Source organism: Streptomyces sp. NPDC021356 (assembly GCF_040641015.1).
In the GTDB taxonomy this organism is placed as follows: domain Bacteria; phylum Actinomycetota; class Actinomycetes; order Streptomycetales; family Streptomycetaceae; genus Streptomyces.
In genome coordinates this window covers 137,847-153,787 of the sequence record NZ_JBFACU010000014.1, presented here as the reverse complement: position 1 = coordinate 153,787, position 15,941 = coordinate 137,847, and the positions used below count along the sequence as shown (strand labels likewise).

14 protein-coding genes, 1 tRNA gene and 1 pseudogene are annotated in these 15,941 nt (G+C 71.8%); 5 read left to right on the top strand and 11 right to left on the bottom strand.

The annotated features are described in order from the left end of the window. Nucleotide 1: 1 nt before the first annotated feature. The 5 genes from AB0G56_RS20730 to AB0G56_RS20710 all read right to left on the bottom strand — a co-directional run bounded on the left by AB0G56_RS20730 (nucleotide 2) and on the right by AB0G56_RS20710 (nucleotide 5,411). Entirely contained in the window at nucleotides 2–940 is a 939-nt protein-coding gene (locus AB0G56_RS20730) for a serine/threonine-protein kinase (protein ID WP_360971215.1), read from the bottom strand. Beyond that, nucleotides 937–2,928: an ABC transporter ATP-binding protein gene (locus AB0G56_RS20725; protein WP_360971212.1), complete on the bottom strand. Its 1,992-nt coding sequence runs from the start codon at nucleotides 2,926–2,928 to the stop codon at nucleotides 937–939. Before AB0G56_RS20725 ends, AB0G56_RS20730 begins: the two co-directional genes overlap by 4 nt. A 97-nt stretch (nucleotides 2,929–3,025) precedes the next feature. Then, entirely contained in the window at nucleotides 3,026–3,220 is a 195-nt protein-coding gene (locus AB0G56_RS20720) for a hypothetical protein (RefSeq protein WP_360971210.1), read from the bottom strand. 195 nt (nucleotides 3,221–3,415) lie between these two features. Next, complete coding sequence (locus AB0G56_RS20715; protein ID WP_360971433.1) at nucleotides 3,416–4,921, bottom strand: LCP family protein; 1,506 nt, start codon at nucleotides 4,919–4,921, stop codon at nucleotides 3,416–3,418. Between the two features lie 253 nt (nucleotides 4,922–5,174). Beyond that, a complete protein-coding gene (locus AB0G56_RS20710; protein ID WP_360971207.1) occupies nucleotides 5,175–5,411 on the bottom strand; it encodes a hypothetical protein in 237 nt (78 codons plus the stop codon). Between the two features lie 175 nt (nucleotides 5,412–5,586). Between AB0G56_RS20710 and AB0G56_RS20705 the strand changes: the two are divergent. Beyond that, nucleotides 5,587–6,059 (top strand): annotated as a pseudogene (locus AB0G56_RS20705) (sensor histidine kinase); the annotation flags it as partial. Nucleotides 6,060–6,146: 87 nt separating this feature from the next. Here the strand turns inward: AB0G56_RS20705 and AB0G56_RS20700 are convergent. From AB0G56_RS20700 to AB0G56_RS20690, 3 genes are all read right to left on the bottom strand, one after another. Then, a tRNA-Pro gene (locus AB0G56_RS20700) sits at nucleotides 6,147–6,220 on the bottom strand. A gap of 33 nt (nucleotides 6,221–6,253) precedes the next feature. Next, nucleotides 6,254–7,066, bottom strand: a complete 813-nt coding sequence (locus AB0G56_RS20695; protein ID WP_360971205.1) for a Pr6Pr family membrane protein — start codon at nucleotides 7,064–7,066, stop codon at nucleotides 6,254–6,256. 206 nt (nucleotides 7,067–7,272) lie between these two features. Beyond that, a complete protein-coding gene (locus tag AB0G56_RS20690; protein ID WP_360971202.1) occupies nucleotides 7,273–8,199 on the bottom strand; it encodes a metallophosphoesterase in 927 nt (308 codons plus the stop codon). Between the two features lie 270 nt (nucleotides 8,200–8,469). Between AB0G56_RS20690 and AB0G56_RS20685 the strand changes: the two genes are divergently transcribed. Then, entirely contained in the window at nucleotides 8,470–8,934 is a 465-nt protein-coding gene (locus tag AB0G56_RS20685; protein ID WP_360971199.1) for a GatB/YqeY domain-containing protein, read from the top strand. A 199-nt stretch (nucleotides 8,935–9,133) separates the two neighbouring features. Here the strand turns inward: AB0G56_RS20685 and AB0G56_RS20680 are convergent, their stop codons facing one another. Then, complete coding sequence (locus AB0G56_RS20680; protein ID WP_360971196.1) at nucleotides 9,134–11,425, bottom strand: transglycosylase domain-containing protein; 2,292 nt, start codon at nucleotides 11,423–11,425, stop codon at nucleotides 9,134–9,136. A gap of 449 nt (nucleotides 11,426–11,874) precedes the next feature. On the opposite strand from AB0G56_RS20680, the gene wblA reads away from it, so the two are divergent. After that, the gene (gene wblA, locus AB0G56_RS20675) at nucleotides 11,875–12,213 is read left to right on the top strand and encodes a transcriptional regulator WblA (protein WP_360971193.1); all 339 of its coding nucleotides are present in this window, start codon (nucleotides 11,875–11,877) and stop codon (nucleotides 12,211–12,213) included. Between the two features lie 104 nt (nucleotides 12,214–12,317). On the opposite strand, the gene AB0G56_RS20670 is transcribed toward wblA, so the two are convergent. Both AB0G56_RS20670 and AB0G56_RS20665 read right to left on the bottom strand, forming a co-directional pair. Further along, nucleotides 12,318–13,793 carry an ArsA family ATPase gene (locus AB0G56_RS20670; RefSeq protein ID WP_360971191.1) on the bottom strand — a complete coding sequence of 492 codons (1,476 nt, stop codon included), beginning with the start codon at nucleotides 13,791–13,793 and terminating at the stop codon, nucleotides 12,318–12,320. Beyond that, on the bottom strand, nucleotides 13,790–14,776 hold the full coding sequence (locus AB0G56_RS20665) for an ArsA-related P-loop ATPase (protein ID WP_360971189.1): 987 nt from the start codon (nucleotides 14,774–14,776) through the stop codon (nucleotides 13,790–13,792). The genes AB0G56_RS20670 and AB0G56_RS20665 overlap by 4 nt, the downstream gene beginning before the upstream one ends. Before the next feature lie 197 nt (nucleotides 14,777–14,973). On the opposite strand from AB0G56_RS20665, the gene AB0G56_RS20660 reads away from it, so the two are divergent. Further along, on the top strand, nucleotides 14,974–15,132 hold the full coding sequence (locus tag AB0G56_RS20660) for a DUF4177 domain-containing protein (protein WP_086024262.1): 159 nt from the start codon (nucleotides 14,974–14,976) through the stop codon (nucleotides 15,130–15,132). Further along, nucleotides 15,129–15,593, top strand: a complete 465-nt coding sequence (locus AB0G56_RS20655; protein ID WP_037850590.1) for a RidA family protein — start codon at nucleotides 15,129–15,131, stop codon at nucleotides 15,591–15,593. The genes AB0G56_RS20660 and AB0G56_RS20655 overlap by 4 nt, the downstream gene beginning before the upstream one ends. Nucleotides 15,594–15,941: the final 348 nt, after the last annotated feature.

Sequence of the window (15,941 nt, the reverse complement as noted above, 5' to 3'; positions counted from 1 at the left end):
ATCAGCGGCAGCCGGTCCCGCTCACTTCAGCAAGCGCGCGCAGCGCCGCCGCCAGCTCGGGGACCGTGGGCCGTGCTGCCGGGTCCTGCCGCAGACAGCCGTCGACGGCGGCGGCGAGCGCGCGAGGCAGGCGCCGCCGCGCCGAGACCGGCGGTGCCTCGGCCTCCAACTGCGGATACCAGCCCCGGCCCTCCCCGCCGCCGTCGCCAACGCCAGTGCCACCGCCGCCGCCGCCAACGCCAATGCCACCGTCGCCGTCCCGGCCGCTGCCGCTGCCGCTGTGCACGGTCACCCCGCGGTCGAAGGGCACGTCGCCGCAGGCCGTCTCGTACAGGGTGACGCCGATGCCCCACACGTCCGCCGCGGCCGTCAACGATCCCCCGCGTGCCTGCTCCGGCGCGAGGTAGGAGAAGGTGCCCACCCCGGGCGGGGCGGGACCGGGCGGCCGGGCCACGCTGAGGTCGAGCACCTTCGCGCAGCCGTGGTCCACGACGACGTTGGACGGCTTGAGATCGAGGTGCAGCAGGCCGCGGCCGTGCAGGTAGTGGACCGCGGAGCACAGCTGCACCCCCAGGAGCGCCACGTCGGCGGCGGCCGGCCGCCGCCGCAGCCGGTGGACGAGACGGGACAGCGTCTCCCCGGTCAGTGTCTCCAGGACGACCAGCGGCTGCGGTGCCGTGCGGACCTCGTACCCGCGGACCAGGTGCGGATGGGTGAAGTTGCACAGCCAGCGGCCCTCCCGCAGCAGCCGTTCGGCCGCCGCCTGCTCGGCACGGCGGTCGGGGCGCAGCACCTTGAGGACGCACCGGCAGGCCCGTTCCTCGCTCCAGGCGTCGTACACGTCCAGCCATCCGGTTCGGGCCAGGTGCCCGAGGACGCGGAAGCCGGGCACCGGCCGGGTGCCCGGGGCCAGCACGGGGCCCGCCGGGGGGCGGCTCATGACAGTACGGCCCCCCGGGAGGGAGCGGCCATGGCGTGCAGCCGGTGCAGCCGGGCGTACGCGCCGCCGTGCCCGAGGAGTTCGTCGTGGGTGCCGCACTCGGCGATCCGGCCGCGGTCGAGCACCACGATCCGGGAGGCGTCGGCGACGGTGAGCAGGTTGTGCGAGATGACGACGGTCGTCCGGCCCGACATGAGGCGGCGCAGCGGGGCCATGATCCTGCGGCCGGATCCGGCGTCGAGGCCGGTGGTGGGCTCGTCCAGGAGCAGCACGGGCGCGTCCCTGATCAACGCGCGGGCGATCGCCAGACGCTGGCGCTGGCCGCCCGAGAGCGTCCGGCCGCGCTGGCCGACCGTGGTGTCGTATCCCTGCGGGAGCCGCCGGATGAACTCGTCGGCATGCGCCGCCCGTGCCGCCGCGAAGATCTCGGACTCGGTGGCGCCGGGCCGGCCGTAGGCGATGTTCTCCCGCACGGTGCCGTGCAGGACGAGGGTCTCCTGGAGGACCACCGCGACACTCTCGCGCAGGTCGGCCAGGGCCAGGTCCCGCAGGTCGGTGCCGTCCAGGCGTACGGCGCCCAGGTCGGGGTCGTAGAAGCGCAGCTGGAGCTTGGCCACGGTGGACTTCCCGGCCCCGCTGGCTCCGACCAGGGCCAGGGTCTCGCCGGGGGAGACGCGGAAGGACACGTCGGTGAGCGCCCAGGGGGCCGCGGGACCGGACGGGATGCCCTCGCGTCCCGGGCGGCCTTCGCGTCCCGGGCGGCCTTCGCGTCCCGGGGGGCCTTCGCGTCCCGGGGGGCCTTCGCGTCCCGGCGCGGTGTCGCCGCTCGGGCCGGCCGCCGGGTAGCGGAAGCTCACCGCGTCGAACTCGATCTCACCGCGTGCCCGGCCGATCCGGCGGGTGCGGGGCGCCTCGGTGACCTGGGGGCGCTGGTCGAGCAGTTCGACGATGCGTTCGGCGGAGGCGGAGGCGGCGTAGAAGGTGGTGCCGAGGCGGGACAGGTCGCGCACCGGGCCGTAGAGCTTGCCGATCAGGGCCAGGAAGACCAGGAGGCCGCCCAGGGTGAGCTGGCCCTGGGTCAGTTTCCAGGTGCCGAGGCCCATGACGGCGAGCGCCCCGCACATCTCGATCAGTTCCACGAGCGGCCGGTACAGGGCCCGGATCCGGGTCGAGGCCATGGCGGCGTGGAAGGTGCCGAGGCTCTCGCGTTCGAAGCGGCGCGCCTCCCAGGCCTGCCGGTTGTACGCCTGCACGAGGGCCACGTTGCCCAACGACTCCTCGGCGACCGCCGTGAGCGAGCCGCCGCGGCGCCTGCGCTCCCTGGACGCCGCCTTGACCAGACGCGAGAAGTGCCGCGCGGAGCCCCAGAACAGCGGCACGATGACGAGCGCGAGCAGCGTGAGGTCCCAGCGCAGGTAGAACAGGACTCCCAGGAAGACGCCCAGTTGGAGGACGTACGAGAGGACGTCGGCCACGCCCGACAGCAGGAACGTCTCGACGGCGTCCACATCCCCCGTGATCCGTGACAGCACGTCCCCGAGCCGCCGCCGCTCGAAGAACCCGAGCGACAGTCCCTGGACGTGCCGGAAGACGTCGGAGCGCAGCGCCAGCAGGAAGCTCTCGCTGGTGTACGCGGACATCATGTCGTCGGTGAACCCCAGGACCCCGGAGACGACGACGAGTCCCAGGCATGCCGGGGCGATCCAGAGGAAGGGGGTCAGGTTCCGGGGGACGAGCACGTCGTCCACCAGGAGCTTGAACAGCCACAGTTCGCCCGCGTCGACGAGCGGCCAGGCCAGGCTGAACAGCGCCAGGGGGACGAGCCGGCCCCGCCGCCCGCGGGTGTAGGGCCAGAAACGCCGGAAGGCCGCACGCGGGCTCAGCGGGGGAGCGGCGGCGACGACGGCCTCGCCGCCCGACGCGCCGTCCGCCTCGCGGCCTGTCTCGCCGCCTGCCCCGCAGCCCACCGACAGCAGTCGCCGCAGCACGGGCCGCCCGCGAAGACGGGGCGGACCGGGTGGACAGGGCCGGCCGAACGGAGCGGCGCCCCGGGGAGCCGCTCCGTCCGGCCCTGCCGGTCCGGTGTCAGCCGTGGCGGCCAAAGTCGTCGTCCTCGTCGCGCGAACGACGCCGACGGCCCCTCATCGAGGATTCGTCGTGCCCGTGGCCCTCGCCGTGCCCGTGGTCCCCGTGGTCCCCGTGGTCACCGTGGCCGCCGTGGTCACCGTGCCCGCCGTGGTCGCGGCTGCTGGCAGGGAAGAGATCCTTGAAGATCGCCATGGCATGCCTCCTGCTCTCCGTCTGGACTCGTACTGACCCACTGGGTACGTGACGGAGGGCAGGAGGGATGGTTCTGCCCGGAAAAATCTCCGCGGACGTGGCCGCGTCCGTGAGTCTGTCCGCCGTCAGTCGCCGTCAGTCGCCGTCCGCAGCCGTCAGCCGCCGTCAGCCGCCGTCAGTCGCCGTCCGCAGCCGTCAGCCGCCGTCCCCGTACGACAGGTCGGAGCACAGGTCGTCGTCCGCGGAACGGGCGTCGTGGGCCAGCGAGTCGGGGACGGTGCCGGGCGGCGCCGCCGGGGTGGAAGGTCCGGCCGCCTCCGTCGCCGTGTAGGAGGAGCCCACGACGACATCGACGCCCCTGCCGCCGGCGGAACGCAACTCGGCCCCCGGGAAGAGGCGCGCGACGGTCTCGGCCCGGCTCCGCAGCCCGGCCCCGTACTCGACGACCGTGGTGGTGTGCTGCCTGCTGAGCGCGTTGCCGGTGGCGGTGACCGTGAAGCCGTGCCGCGTGAGCTCGGCGGCGGCCTCGGCGGCGAGGCCGCGGGTGCTGGTGCCGTTGAGGACGGCGACGTCGATACCGGCCCCGGAGACGCCCCCGGCGGAAGCGGACGAGCCGGTACCGGCCGAGGAGGGACCGGTACCGGCCGAGGACGGAAGAGCCGCAGCCCCTTCCCCGGCTCCCTTGCCGCCGCCCCCGGCTCCCTTGCCGTTCCCACGGGCGTCCTTGCCGTCGATCGTGCGGTCGGCCTTCAGCGCGGCCCACAGGTCGGAGGCGTCCGGCTCGACGACCGCGACCCGGGCGCCCTGGTAACGCCAGGGCACGGTCACGAACTTGGTGTTGTGCAGGTCGATGTCCTGCAAGGACATCGCGAAGGAGACCAGCTTGGCGGCCGACCCCAGCCCCGGGTCGACGGTCATGGACCGGGTGGCGGCGGTGGCGAGCGGCAGCAGCTTGGTGGGGGAGAACCCGTCACTCTTGATCTTCTTCAGCAGACTGGAGACGAACGCCTGCTGACGCTTGATGCGGCCGATGTCGGAGCCGTCGCCCATGCCGTGGCGTATGCGGACGTAGTCGAGCGCCTTCTGCCCGGAGACGGTCTGCTGCCCCTTGCGGAAGATCACGGCGCCCTTGGTGGCGCGGTGCGGGTCGAGGTCGCCCTGGTAGATGTCCTGCGGGAGGCACACCGGCACTCCGCCGACCACGTCCGTCAGCGACGCGAACCCCTTGAAGTCGACGACGACGGTGTGATCGACCCGCAGCCCGGTGAGCGTCTCCACCGTGTTCTGGGTGCAGGCCGGGTTCCCCTTCTCCGTCTGCCCGACGGAGAAGGCGGCGTTGAACATGGTGTGCTCCTGCGCCTTGCTCCACGAGCCGTCGGGCAGTCGGCACGGCGGCACGGTGACCAGGGTGTCCCGCGGGATCGACACCGCGATGGCGTGCCGGTGGTCGGCGTAGACGTGCAGCAGGAAGGCGGTGTCGGACCGGCCGATGTCGTCCTTGCTGCCACCGCCCAGCGCGCTGTTGCCGTCGTTGCGCGCGTCCGACCCGATCACCAGGACGTTCTCCCCCTGGGAGGAACCGGCCTGCGGACGGTCCCTGGACAGGCCGTCCCCGTCGAACGTGTTGATGCCGCCGTTCAGTTTCAGGTAGATCCAGCCCAGCCCGGCCGTGCCGAGCACGGTGACCGCCAGGGCGACCATCAGCACGGTCCGCCACGGTCCCCGCCCGCGCCGCCGCCCCGCACGGGTGCCGCGGCTCCTGCCGCCTCTGCCGCGCCGGGATGACGGGTCGCTGGTGGGAGTGGCCATCCGTGCGCGTTCCTGCGTCCGACTCATACAGAGGAGACGTACGAACAGTCCTAAAGGTTGCAAGATTGCGCAAGCTAGCAATAAGTGAGGAGGTGTCCGCCACGCGTACCCGCATGCCGGCCGCTCACCCCCTCCGCGCCCCCGCTCAGGGACTGGCCACATCGAACCCGTACCGCACCGGCCCGCCACCGCCATCCCCGTCATGCGCCCGCCGGTACAGATGGACCCCCTCCACCCGCACGCCGGTCGGCTCACCCTCCACCCGGCAGGGATAGGTCACCTGCACCACCCGGGGCCGCCCGGCGACCTCCACCCGCATTCCGTCCGCAGGACCCCCGTCGAGCACCGCGGGCTCCCACGCCGTCATATCGACTGTCTCCATGAAGACAGTTTATGGATTGCGCAATCCGCGTAGAAAGAAGCCGCCTTCGCGCGGCTGGGCGAGGCCCTGGCACCGGAGGGCGGGGTCCCGGAGGCCGGGGGCGGGGTCCCGGAGGCCGGAGGCCGGGCCCCGGGAGATCGAAGGCGGGGCCCCGGGGGCCGGGGGCGGGGCGTTCTCCGAAAGCTCCCAGGATCTCTCCGTACGCGCCCTGGACGGCACCCGCTCCCTCACCCTCACCGGCCCCGGCGGCGGCAAGCCCACCACCGCACCGGCCCTGGCCGACGAGGCACGCCGGCGGCAGGTCGTCACCAACCTCGTCGGCAACGCCGTCGCCCACACCCCCGCCGGCACACCGGTCCGCATCGGTGTCGGCACCACCGACGCGGACGCCGCCCTGGAGGTGGCCGACCAGGGGCCCGCCTGACCGTTGCGGAACGCGCCCGTGTCTTCGACCGCTTCTACCGGGCCGACGGCTCCCGCACCCGCACCCGCGCCACCGGCGGCGGCTCCGGCCTCGGTCTGGCCATAGCCCACGGCCTGGTCGCGGCACACGGCGGCCGTATCGACCTCCACACCGCCCCCGGCGCAGGCTGCACGTTCCGCGTACTGCTCCCGCTTCCGCACGCCCCCTTCCTCAAGCAGGCGTGAAACGCCGGTAACGCGGAGAGACACGTACGCAGAAACAAGCAAGGCGCCTACAGAAATCTGTAGGCGCCTCACCTGCTGTTTCAGCTGTCGGGGTGGCGGGATTTGAACCCACGACCTCTTCGTCCCGAACGAAGCGCGCTGCCAAGCTGCGCTACACCCCGATGTCACTGCTTGTCGCGGCGACGACGTTTACTTTAGCCCACCGGCGGCCTGAGGCGAAATCCGGTTTTGATGCGGCGGCGGACCGGGTTGGGGCGGGCGTGGTCCACGGCTACGAGGAGGAGGGCGAGGGCGTAGCAGGAGAGGCCCAGGAGGAGGGCGTTGCCCAGGACGTGTTTGTAGCTGTGCCGGCCGACGTCCAGGAAGGCGTACAGGTAGCGGTGCGCCGTGCCGGTGGGGAGCAGTGCGCCGCGGGCCAGGGAGAAGGCCAGGTAGGCCAGGGGGTAGAGCAGCCAGGGAGCTGCCTGACGCAGGTGGAGGCGGGCCGGGGCGGTCAGCAGGAGCCAGTCCAGGAGGGCGGCGACCGGGACGGCCGTGTGCAGGAGGAAGCCGGCCGCCGACTGCCAGAGCGGGTGGGTGGCGGGGGCGTCCGTGATCGAGTACGGCGGTGACGCCTCGGACAGGAGCAGGTGGTAGACCAGGGCGCTCATGGTGACGTAGAGCACGGCCGCTCCGGTCAGGGCCGCGGGGGCGGGGCGGCGGGCCGTCCAGGCGCGGCGGGCCGAGAGGGTGAGGACCAGGGTGAGCACGAGGACGGCCTGGACGGCGAAGTGGCTCAGGACGTGCAGCGGCGAGCCGGTGACCATTTCGGCGGACACCGCCGCCGCTGCCGTCAGGGCGACCAGGAGGCGGTACGCCGCCGTCCACGGGCGCCGTACGGGAGTCACCACGGCGGTCGCGGGGACGACGGAGGGCGCCAGTGCGGAGATGCCCGGGATCGCGGGGAGGCCCGGTATGTCCCTCGGGATCGAGGGCGTCGGGGGGACCGGAGGTATCGGGGCGGTCATGCCCTCACGGTAGGAAGCGGGGGCATGACGGGCGATTTGGGTGGGCTGTGTGGGTTACGGGCCGCGGACCCCCGGCCCCGCCGGGACGTGTCCCCTGGGCCTCCGCCCGCTCCGCGCGATCAGCCCTCTCCGTCCCCTCCGCCCGCTCGGCCCTCTCCGTCTCCTCCGCCTGCTCGGCCCTCTCCGTCTCCTCCGCCCCCTTCTCCTCAGTCCTTGCCCACCAGCGTCAGCAGCGTCGCCTCCGGGGGGCAGGCGAAGCGGACCGGCGTGTAGCGGTTGGTGCCGCAGCCCGCCGAGACGTGCAGGTAGGACGTGTGGCCCCCGGACGTGTGGGTGGACAGGCCCTTGACCCGGTCGGTGTCCAGGTCGCAGTTGGTGACCAGGGCACCGTAGAAGGGGATGCAGACCTGGCCGCCGTGGGTGTGGCCGGCCAGGATCAGGGGGTAGGCGTCGGCCGCGAAGGCGTCCAGGGCGCGCAGGTACGGGGCGTGCACCACGCCCATGGAGAAGTCCGCCCCGCTGGACGGGCCGCCGGCCACGCGTGCGTAGCGGTCCCGCTTGATGTGGGGATCGTCCAGGCCGGTCAGCTCGACCGAGACGCCCTCGACCTTCAGGTTGCCGCGGGTGTTCGTGAGGTTGAGCCAGCCCGCCGCGTCGAAACCGTCGCGCAGGTCCTCCCACGGGTTGTGGAGGGCGCCGACCACGGGCGCGTTGCCGTTGAGGCCATGGCGACCGCTCGCCTTCTCCAGCAGGTAGCGGGCCGGGTTGCGCGGCTTGGGGCCGTAGTAGTCGTTGGAGCCGAAGACGTAGGCGCCCGGGAACTCCATCAGCGGGCCGAGCGCGTCCAGGACCTCCGGCACACCCTCCGGGTCGGAGAGGTTGTCGCCCGTGTTGATCACGAAGTCCGGGCGCAGGCCGGCGAGCGAGCGCAGCCAGCGCTGCTTCTTGCGCTGGCCGCCGACCATGTGGATGTCCGAGACCTGCAGGACACGCAGGGGGCGCATGCCGGAGGGCAGTACCGGGACCGTCACCCGCCGCAGGCGGAAGGAGCGGGCTTCGAACCCGGCCGAGTAGAGGAGACCGGCGGTCGCGACCGCCGTGATGCCCAGGGGAACTCCGTATCGCGCGCGCATGTGTCCATCGTCTCAAAACCGAACCCTGCTGCGGAAATCAGCCGCTGCGACGAAATCCGGCGAGCCGGCCGTGGCACCGGTTCGCCCGTCATCCCTCGCCGGTCGCCTTCAGTCCCCCGTGCCGGTCCGGCCTTCAGTCCCCCGTGCCGGTCCGGCCTTCAGTCCCCCGTGGCCGGTCCGGCCCTCAGCTCCCGTGGCCCGTCGCCTTCAGCCCCCGGGGCCCGTAAATCAGCGCGCGGCGGGGTCGTCGTACCTGCGACAATCAAGTCCATGACCACGCTCAAGTCGAAGCTGCACGACGACCTCAACGCCGCCATCAAGGAGCGCGACGAGCTGCGCTCCGCGACGCTCCGGCTGACGCTCGCCGCGATCACCAAGGAAGAGGTCGCGGGCAAGGAGAAGCGCGAGCTGTCCGACGACGAGGTCCTCAAGGTGATCACCAAGGAGGCCAAGAAGCGTCGTGAGGCGGCCGAGGCCTTCGCGCAGGGCGGTCGTACCGAGTCGGCCGAGCGGGAGAAGGCGGAGGGCGAGGTGCTCGCCGCGTACCTGCCCAAGCAGCTGTCCGACGACGAGCTGCACACGATCGTCGCCCAGGCGGTCGAGGAGGCCAAGGCGGCCGGTGCGGAGGGGCCGCGGGCCATGGGCGCGGTCATGAAGATCGTGAACCCGAAGGTCGCGGGGCAGGCCGAGGGCGGACGCGTCGCCGCCGTGGTCAAGAAGCTGCTGGCCGGCTGAACCGGCCGGGTCGGGGGCGGTCAGGCCCGGGCTGGGGCCCTGGGCCACGTCCGATCGGTACAGAAGAAGGGCGCCCGGCTGTCCGCCGGGCGCCCTTCTTCTCTGTTTCGGCCTTGCTCTCTGCTACGGACTTCTTCTCCGCTACGGCCTTGTGCTCCGCTGCGTGCGCGGGCGGGCGTACGCCCTCGGGCCTGTCGGCTCAGCCGTGTAGGCCGCCGTTGCTGTTCCTGTGCGTGCCGCCGCCCTGGCCCTGGATGAAGCCTCCGGGGAAGCCGGGGAATCCGCCGCCGCCGTTGCCGGGGGAGCCGCCGTTACCCCCGCCGTTTCCCCCGTGGCCCTTCCCCTTGTTCTTGTCCTTGTTCTTGTTCTTGTCTTTGTTCTTGCCCTTGTCCTGACCCTGGTCCTGGCCTTTGTCCTTGCCGCCGTCCGGGATCGAGATGATGTTGAAGGACGGGGCGGGCTTGCCCTGCAGTGCGCCCGTCATCGCGTCCCGCCAGATCGGGCCGGGCACGTCGGCGCCGTAGACCAGGCCGTGCATGACGCCGCCGATGCGGATGTCGGTCATCTTGACCTTCTGGGTGGCGCTGCCGACCCACACCGCGCCCGCCATGTTCGGCGTGTAGCCGACGAACCAGGCGTTCTTGCGCTCGTCCGTGGTACCCGTCTTACCGGCGTTGTCGCGGTCCGAGAGGCCGGCCTGCTGGCCGGTCCCGGAGTCGATCACGCCCTGCAGCAGCGTGTTGACGGTGTCCGCGGTCTTCTCGGACATGGCCCGCGAGCAGGTCGACCTCGGCACGGGCAGGGGCTTCTCCTGGCCGCCGATCTTCTGGGTGATCGACTCGATGGCGACCGGGGTGCAGTAGGTGCCGCGGGAGGCGAAGGTGGCGTACGCGCTGGCCATCGTCAGCGGCGAGATGCCGACCGCGCCGAGCGCGATGGAGGGCGCCTGCGGCAGCTTCTTGCCGTCGCCCTGCACCACGTGCAGCTTGTCGGTCATGGTGGTCACCGGGCAGAGACCGACCTCGGAGATCATCTGCACGAAGTAGGTGTTGACCGACTTCGCCATGGCCTCCTTCATGGCGTACGGGCCGTGCTCGGAGGTGCTCTCGTTCTCCACGTTCTCGTGGTACGAGTTCACCCAGCGCTTGCCGTCGCACGCCTGGACCGGGCTCGGGTACGGCATCTTGTACGGCGACGAGTACTCCTGCGTGGGCGGCTTGCCGCCCTCGATCGCCGCCGCCGCCACGAACGGCTTGAACGTCGAACCGGTCGGGAACCCGTAGTTCGAGCCGCCCGCGTCGCTGCCGACCGAGTAGTTGATCTCGGTCTCGTTCTTCCCGTAGCCGTACGGCTTGGACTGGCCCATCGCGACGATCTTGCCGGTGCCCGGCTCGACCAGGACGGCCGCCGAGGCGACGGGGTCCGACTGGTAGATGTGCTGCTTCAGCGAGGCCTGCACCGACGCCTGCGCCTGGGGGTCCAGGGTGGTGCGGATGGTCAGACCGCCCTGGTTCCAGACCTTGGCCCGCTCCGCGCGGGTCTTGCCGAAGACCGGGTCGTTCAGGAAGACCTTCTCGACGTACTTGCAGAAGAAGGCCGAGTCCTTGACCGCCGTGATGCAGCCGTTGCGCGGGCGGGTGACCTTCAGTTCCAGCGGTGCCTTCTTGGCCTTGTCGGCCTCCGCCTGCGAGATGTCCCCGACCTCGGCCATGCGCTGCAGCACGGTGTTGCGCCGCTTGGTGGCCTCGGCCTCGTCGTTGACCGGGTCGTAGCGGCTCGGCGACTGGACGACGCCGGCCAGCAGCGCGGCCTCGGGGAGGGTGAGGTCCTTGGCGTGCTTGGAGAAGTAGCGCTGGGAGGCGGCCTCGACGCCGTAGGCCTGCTCACCGAAGAAGGTGATGTTCAGGTAGTTCTCGAGGATGCGCTTCTTGCCCAGGTCCTGCTCGACCTGGATCGCGTACTTCAGTTCCTTGATCTTGCGGCCGAGGGTCTGCTGCGTGGCCTGCGCGACCTTCGTCGGGTCGTCGCCCGCCTCCTCCACGAAGACGTTCTTCACGTACTGCTGGGTGAGCGTGGAGGCGCCCTGGGAGACCCCGCCGCTCGTCGCGTTCTTGTTGAGCGCGCGCAGGACGCCCTTCAGGTCGATCGCGCCGTGCTGGTAGAAGCGCGAGTCCTCGATGGCGACGATCGCCTTCTGCATGTACGGCGAGATGTCCTTGAGGTCCACCACCGTGCGGTCACGGGAGTAGACCTGGGCGAGCTGGCTGCCGTGGCTGTCCAGGATCGTGGTGCGCTGGCTGAGCGGCGGTCGCTTGAGGTTGGCCGGGATGTCGTCGAACCCCTGGACCGATCCCTTGGCCGCCAGGCCCAGCGCGCCGGCCGCGGGCAACGCGATACCGGCCAGGACCGCTCCCGCGAGCACACTGACACCGAGGAACTTGGCGGCCTGCTGCGTGGGCGACTGGCCACCGCCGGAGCGCTTCTTTGGCATGAGGGCAGCCTACGTTCTCATTCGCCGGACACGCGTATATGCCTTGGCCTAAGCTGCTCTCAACTGTCACAGCGGTACGGCTCCCTACCCGTCATCTGTCCATACGTCCGGCGATCCCGAAACGTTCCGCACCCGCACTGAACGGCGTTGAGCGCTCCTGGACGGGCGGCGGAAGTGCGTGGGGCACGTGCCCGGATTCACCTCGTGTGGTGCGCGATGTCCGTTGTGATGCACGAGAACTGCCCCCTTGTGCCGGGAATGTCGCACATGTCGCCACCTCACTCCCCCGGGTGATCTGCCGTTAACCCATAGTCCGTTCGGACCATTCAAGATTGGGCCCGCTGGGGGTGTTGCGCTGTGCCCACCTTCCGTAACGTCCTCAACTGGCGGCGGTGCATATGCCGCTGCCGCCGTGGGGGAGCCTCGATTCGGGAGAGGACGGCGCCGGTATGGGCTGGGTAACCGACTGGAGTGCGCAGGCGGCCTGCCGCACTACCGATCCGGATGAACTGTTCGTTCAGGGAGCAGCGCAGAACAGGGCCAAGGCGGTGTGCACGGGGTGCCCGGTGCGCACCGAGTGCCTGGCCGACGCGCTCGACAACCGCGTCGAGTTCGGCGTCTGGGGAGGCATGACGGAGCGGGAGCGCCGCGCACTGCTGCGCAGACGGCCGACCGTCACCTCCTGGCGCCGGCTGCTGGAGACCGCGCGCCTGGAGTACGAGCGCGGCTCGGGCCTCGTGTCACTCGACGACGACCAGGTGTACGAGAGCTACGCGGCGGTGGGCTGAGGGCGCCCGCCCGCCCCATGTCCGTCCTCCGCACCGGTCCCCTTCCGTCCCGGGCTGCCGTTCCGTCGGGCGGCTGTCTCCTGGTCCCTCGGGTCGCCGTCCCCTCAGGCGCCCGGCTCGGGCAGCTCGCGGCGGTTGTCCGCGAGCCGGTCCCCGATGTCCCGCAGCCCCACGAGGTCGTGTACGTCGCCGGGCAGCGCGGCCACCTCCGCCACCGCCACCTCGGGATGCCGGGCGGCGAAGCGGTCCCGCGTGCGCTGTTCGCGCGCGAGCAACTGCATGCGTTCGGCGTGCAGCCGCAGCAGACCCGCGGTGACCAGGTCGACGGGGTCGACGGCATCCATGGGATCCACTGCGTCCGCCGCGTCCATCGCATCCACCGCGTCCACCGGATCGGCGGGGTCGCTCACAGGTCCGGGTGCGTCGGAAGCCGTGGAACCGGCGGTGTCGACAGGGTCGCCAGAGGGGGAGGAGTCGGGGGAGCCGGAGGATTCGGGAGAACCGGGAGACTCTGAACTTCCGTACGTTTCGGGAGAGTTACGAAGTCCAGCTTTCCCGCCCTCCTGATCCACAATGCCGGGCTCTTCAAGATTTTCCGCCGCCGCGAGCGCCCGCTCGGCCGACAGATGTCCGGCGCCGCTGCCGTGGACGCGGTTGAGCACCAGGCCCGCCAGCGGCATCTTCTCCGCGGCCAGCCGCTCCACGAAGTACGCGGCCTCGCGCAGCGCGTCCCGCTCCGGGGCCGCGACCACCAGGAACGCCGTCCCCGGCGCCTGGAGCAGCTTGTACGTGGCGTCCGCGCGCGTGCGGAAGCCGCCGAAGGTCGTGTCCATCGCCGCCACGAACGTCTGTACGTCCTTGAGCAACTGACCGCCGAGCAGTTTGCCGAGCGTGCCGGTCATCATCGACATGCCGACGTTCAGGAACTTCATCCCCGCCCGCCCGCCCAGCTTCGCCGGGGCGGTCAGCAGCCGGATCAGCCGGCCGTCCAGGAAGGAACCCAGCCGCTTGGGCGCGTCCAGGAAGTCCAGCGCCGAACGGGAGGGCGGTGTGTCGACGACGATCAGGTCCCACTCGTCCCTCGCGCGCAGCTGGCCCAGCTTCTCCATCGCCATGTACTCCTGCGTGCCCGCGAAGCCCGCCGAGAGCGACTGGTAGAAGGGGTTGGCCAGGATCGCGGCGGCCCGCTCGGGATCCGCGTGCGCCTCGACGACCTCGTCGAAGGTGCGCTTCATGTCGAGCATCATGGCGTGCAGCTCGCCCTCGCCCTCGGTGCCCTTCACCCGGCGCGGCACGTTGTCGAGGGAGTCGATGCCCATGGACTGGGCGAGCCGGCGGGCCGGGTCGATGGTCAGGACGACCACCTTGCGGCCCCGCTCGGCGGCCCGCAGGCCCAGGGCCGCCGCCGTCGTCGTCTTGCCGACCCCGCCCGACCCGCAGCACACCACGATTCGCGTTCCCGGGTCGTCGATCAGCGGGTCGACGTCCAGCACGCGCGTGTGGGCGAGACGGCGGGCGCCGTCCTGGGCGTGGCCGGAGGGCCGATCGGTCTCCCGCGCGGGGGCCGGGTCCGGGCTCATGTCATCCCCTGCATTCCCTGCTTCCGCAGCTCGGTCGCCAGTTCGTACAGGCCCGCCAGGTCCATGCCCTCGGCGAGCAGCGGCAGTTCGTGCAGCGGCAGGCCCAGCTCGCTCAGGACCGACCGCTGCTCCTGTTCCAGCGCGTACCGCTCGGCGTACTCGTCGGCCTGCCCCAGCAGGGGGTCCACCAGCCGCTCGGCGTTCCCGCCGCGCCGTGCGCCGCCGAGCCCGGCGGAGGACAGCGACCGGGCGAGCGCGGTCCGCGGCACGGTCCGTACGAGTTCCAGGTCGGCCGCGTCCAGCATCTGCGGGCGCACCATGTTCACGACGATGCGGCCCACCGGCAGCCGGGCGGCGCGCAGTTCCGCGATGCCGTCCACGGTCTCCTGGACGGGCATCTCCTCCAGCAGCGTCACCAGGTGCACGGCGGTCTCGGCCGACTTCAGCACCCGCATCACGGCCTGGGCCTGATTGTGTATCGGGCCGATCTTGGCCAGCCCGGCCACCTCGTCGTTGACGTTGAGGAAGCGGGCGATGCGGCCGGTGGGGGGCGCGTCCATGACGACGTAGTCGTAGGCGAACCGTCCGCTGCGGTCCTTGCGCCGCACCGCCTCGCAGGCCTTGCCGGTCAGCAGGACGTCCCGGACGCCGGGCGCGATGGTGGTCGCGAAGTCGATCGCGCCGAGCTTCTTCAGGGCCCGGCCCGCGCTGCCCAGCTTGTAGAACATCTGGAGGTAGTCCAGCAGCGCCAGTTCGGGGTCTATGGCGAGCGCGTACACCTCCCCGCCCCCGGGGGCGACGGCGATCTTCCGTTCCTCATAGGGCAGCGCCTCCGTTTCGAAGAGCTGTGCGATGCCCTGCCGGCCCTCGACCTCGACGAGGAGCGTCCGCTTCCCCTTCGTGGCCAGGGCCAGCGCGAGGGCTGCGGCGACCGTGGTCTTTCCGGTCCCGCCCTTGCCGCTGACGACCTGGAGCCTGCTCACGCCTTCGAGCCTAACCAGTCCGCGCCCGGGGCACGCGGGAGGCTGTGGACAACCGCCGCCCCGGAGCCGTCGCGGCGCCCGTCTCCACGCCGTCCTCCGCTGCCCCTCCACGTCGCCCCCGCGCTGCCGTGACCGGTCCCGCCCCCGGTCGTGCGTCCGGCGGCCGGACCGGTCACGGCAGCGGCTACAGTCGGCCCATGACCAAGTGGGAATACGCAACCGTGCCGCTGCTCGTCCACGCCACGAAGCAGATCCTGGACAACTGGGGCGAGGACGGCTGGGAGCTCGTCCAGGTCGTGCCCGGGCCGAACCCGGAGCAGCTGGTGGCCTACCTGAAGCGGGAGAAGCAGGCATGAGCGCGGTCGAGGCCAAGCTGGCCGAGCTGGGTCTGACGCTGCCGGAGGTCGTGCCGCCGCTGGCCGCCTACCAGCCCGCCGTGCAGTCCGGCCCGTACGTCTACACCGCCGGCCAGCTGCCGATGGTGGACGGCAAGCTCCCGGTCACCGGCAAGGTGGGCCTGGAGGTCACCCCGGAGGAGGCCAAGGACCTGGCCCGCACCTGCGCGCTGAACGCGCTCGCGGCCGTCAAGTCCGTCGCGGGCGACCTGGACCGCATCGCGCGCGTGGTGAAGGTCGTGGGCTTCGTCGCCTCGGCCACGGACTTCACCGGCCAGCCCGGTGTCGTCAACGGCGCCAGCGAACTGCTGGGCGAGGTCCTGGGCGACAAGGGTGTGCACGCGCGCAGCGCGGTCGGCGTGGCGGTACTGCCGCTGGACGCGCCGGTGGAGGTGGAGATCCAGGTCGAGCTGGCCCCCTGAGCGGCCACCGCCGGACCTGCCCCCACCCTGGGGGCTGCCTGCCTCTGGCCTCGGGCAGGTGCCTGCCGCTGGCCTCGGGCACGCATCCCGCTCCTGATCTCGGCGCGGACGTGCCCCCGGCCGTGGGGGCCGCACCTGTAGCCGGCCTCGGGCCCGCGCCTGCCGCAGCCCGCTGGGCGGACCCGCTCCTGGCCAGGGGAGGGACTTGTCACTGGCCTCGGGGTGCGTCTGCGCCCATCTGCCCCGCCCCCGAGGGGGGAGCCCTCCCTCCGGGGCGCGCCGGCCTCTGACCCTGGGTACGGTCCCGTTCCCGCCTACAGGGCACGGACCCGCCCCTGGCCTCGGGGG

What these genes read in the sequence shown, in the direction of transcription:
- AB0G56_RS20730 (WP_360971215.1), bottom strand. Translation starts at nt 940, where the DNA reads ATGAGCCGCCCCCCGGCGGGCCCCGTGCTGGCCCCGGGCACCCGGCCG.
- AB0G56_RS20720 (WP_360971210.1), bottom strand. Translation starts at nt 3,220, where the DNA reads ATGGCGATCTTCAAGGATCTCTTCCCTGCCAGCAGCCGCGACCACGGC.
- AB0G56_RS20715 (WP_360971433.1), bottom strand. Translation starts at nt 4,921, where the DNA reads ATGGTCGCCCTGGCGGTCACCGTGCTCGGCACGGCCGGGCTGGGCTGG.
- AB0G56_RS20710 (WP_360971207.1), bottom strand. Translation starts at nt 5,411, where the DNA reads ATGGAGACAGTCGATATGACGGCGTGGGAGCCCGCGGTGCTCGACGGG.
- AB0G56_RS20695 (WP_360971205.1), bottom strand. Translation starts at nt 7,066, where the DNA reads ATGACCGCCCCGATACCTCCGGTCCCCCCGACGCCCTCGATCCCGAGG.
- AB0G56_RS20690 (WP_360971202.1), bottom strand. Translation starts at nt 8,199, where the DNA reads ATGCGCGCGCGATACGGAGTTCCCCTGGGCATCACGGCGGTCGCGACC.
- AB0G56_RS20685 (WP_360971199.1), top strand. Translation starts at nt 8,470, where the DNA reads ATGACCACGCTCAAGTCGAAGCTGCACGACGACCTCAACGCCGCCATC.
- AB0G56_RS20680 (WP_360971196.1), bottom strand. Translation starts at nt 11,425, where the DNA reads ATGCCAAAGAAGCGCTCCGGCGGTGGCCAGTCGCCCACGCAGCAGGCC.
- wblA (WP_360971193.1), top strand. Translation starts at nt 11,875, where the DNA reads ATGGGCTGGGTAACCGACTGGAGTGCGCAGGCGGCCTGCCGCACTACC.
- AB0G56_RS20670 (WP_360971191.1), bottom strand. Translation starts at nt 13,793, where the DNA reads ATGAGCCCGGACCCGGCCCCCGCGCGGGAGACCGATCGGCCCTCCGGC.
- AB0G56_RS20660 (WP_086024262.1), top strand. Translation starts at nt 14,974, where the DNA reads ATGACCAAGTGGGAATACGCAACCGTGCCGCTGCTCGTCCACGCCACG.
- AB0G56_RS20655 (WP_037850590.1), top strand. Translation starts at nt 15,129, where the DNA reads ATGAGCGCGGTCGAGGCCAAGCTGGCCGAGCTGGGTCTGACGCTGCCG.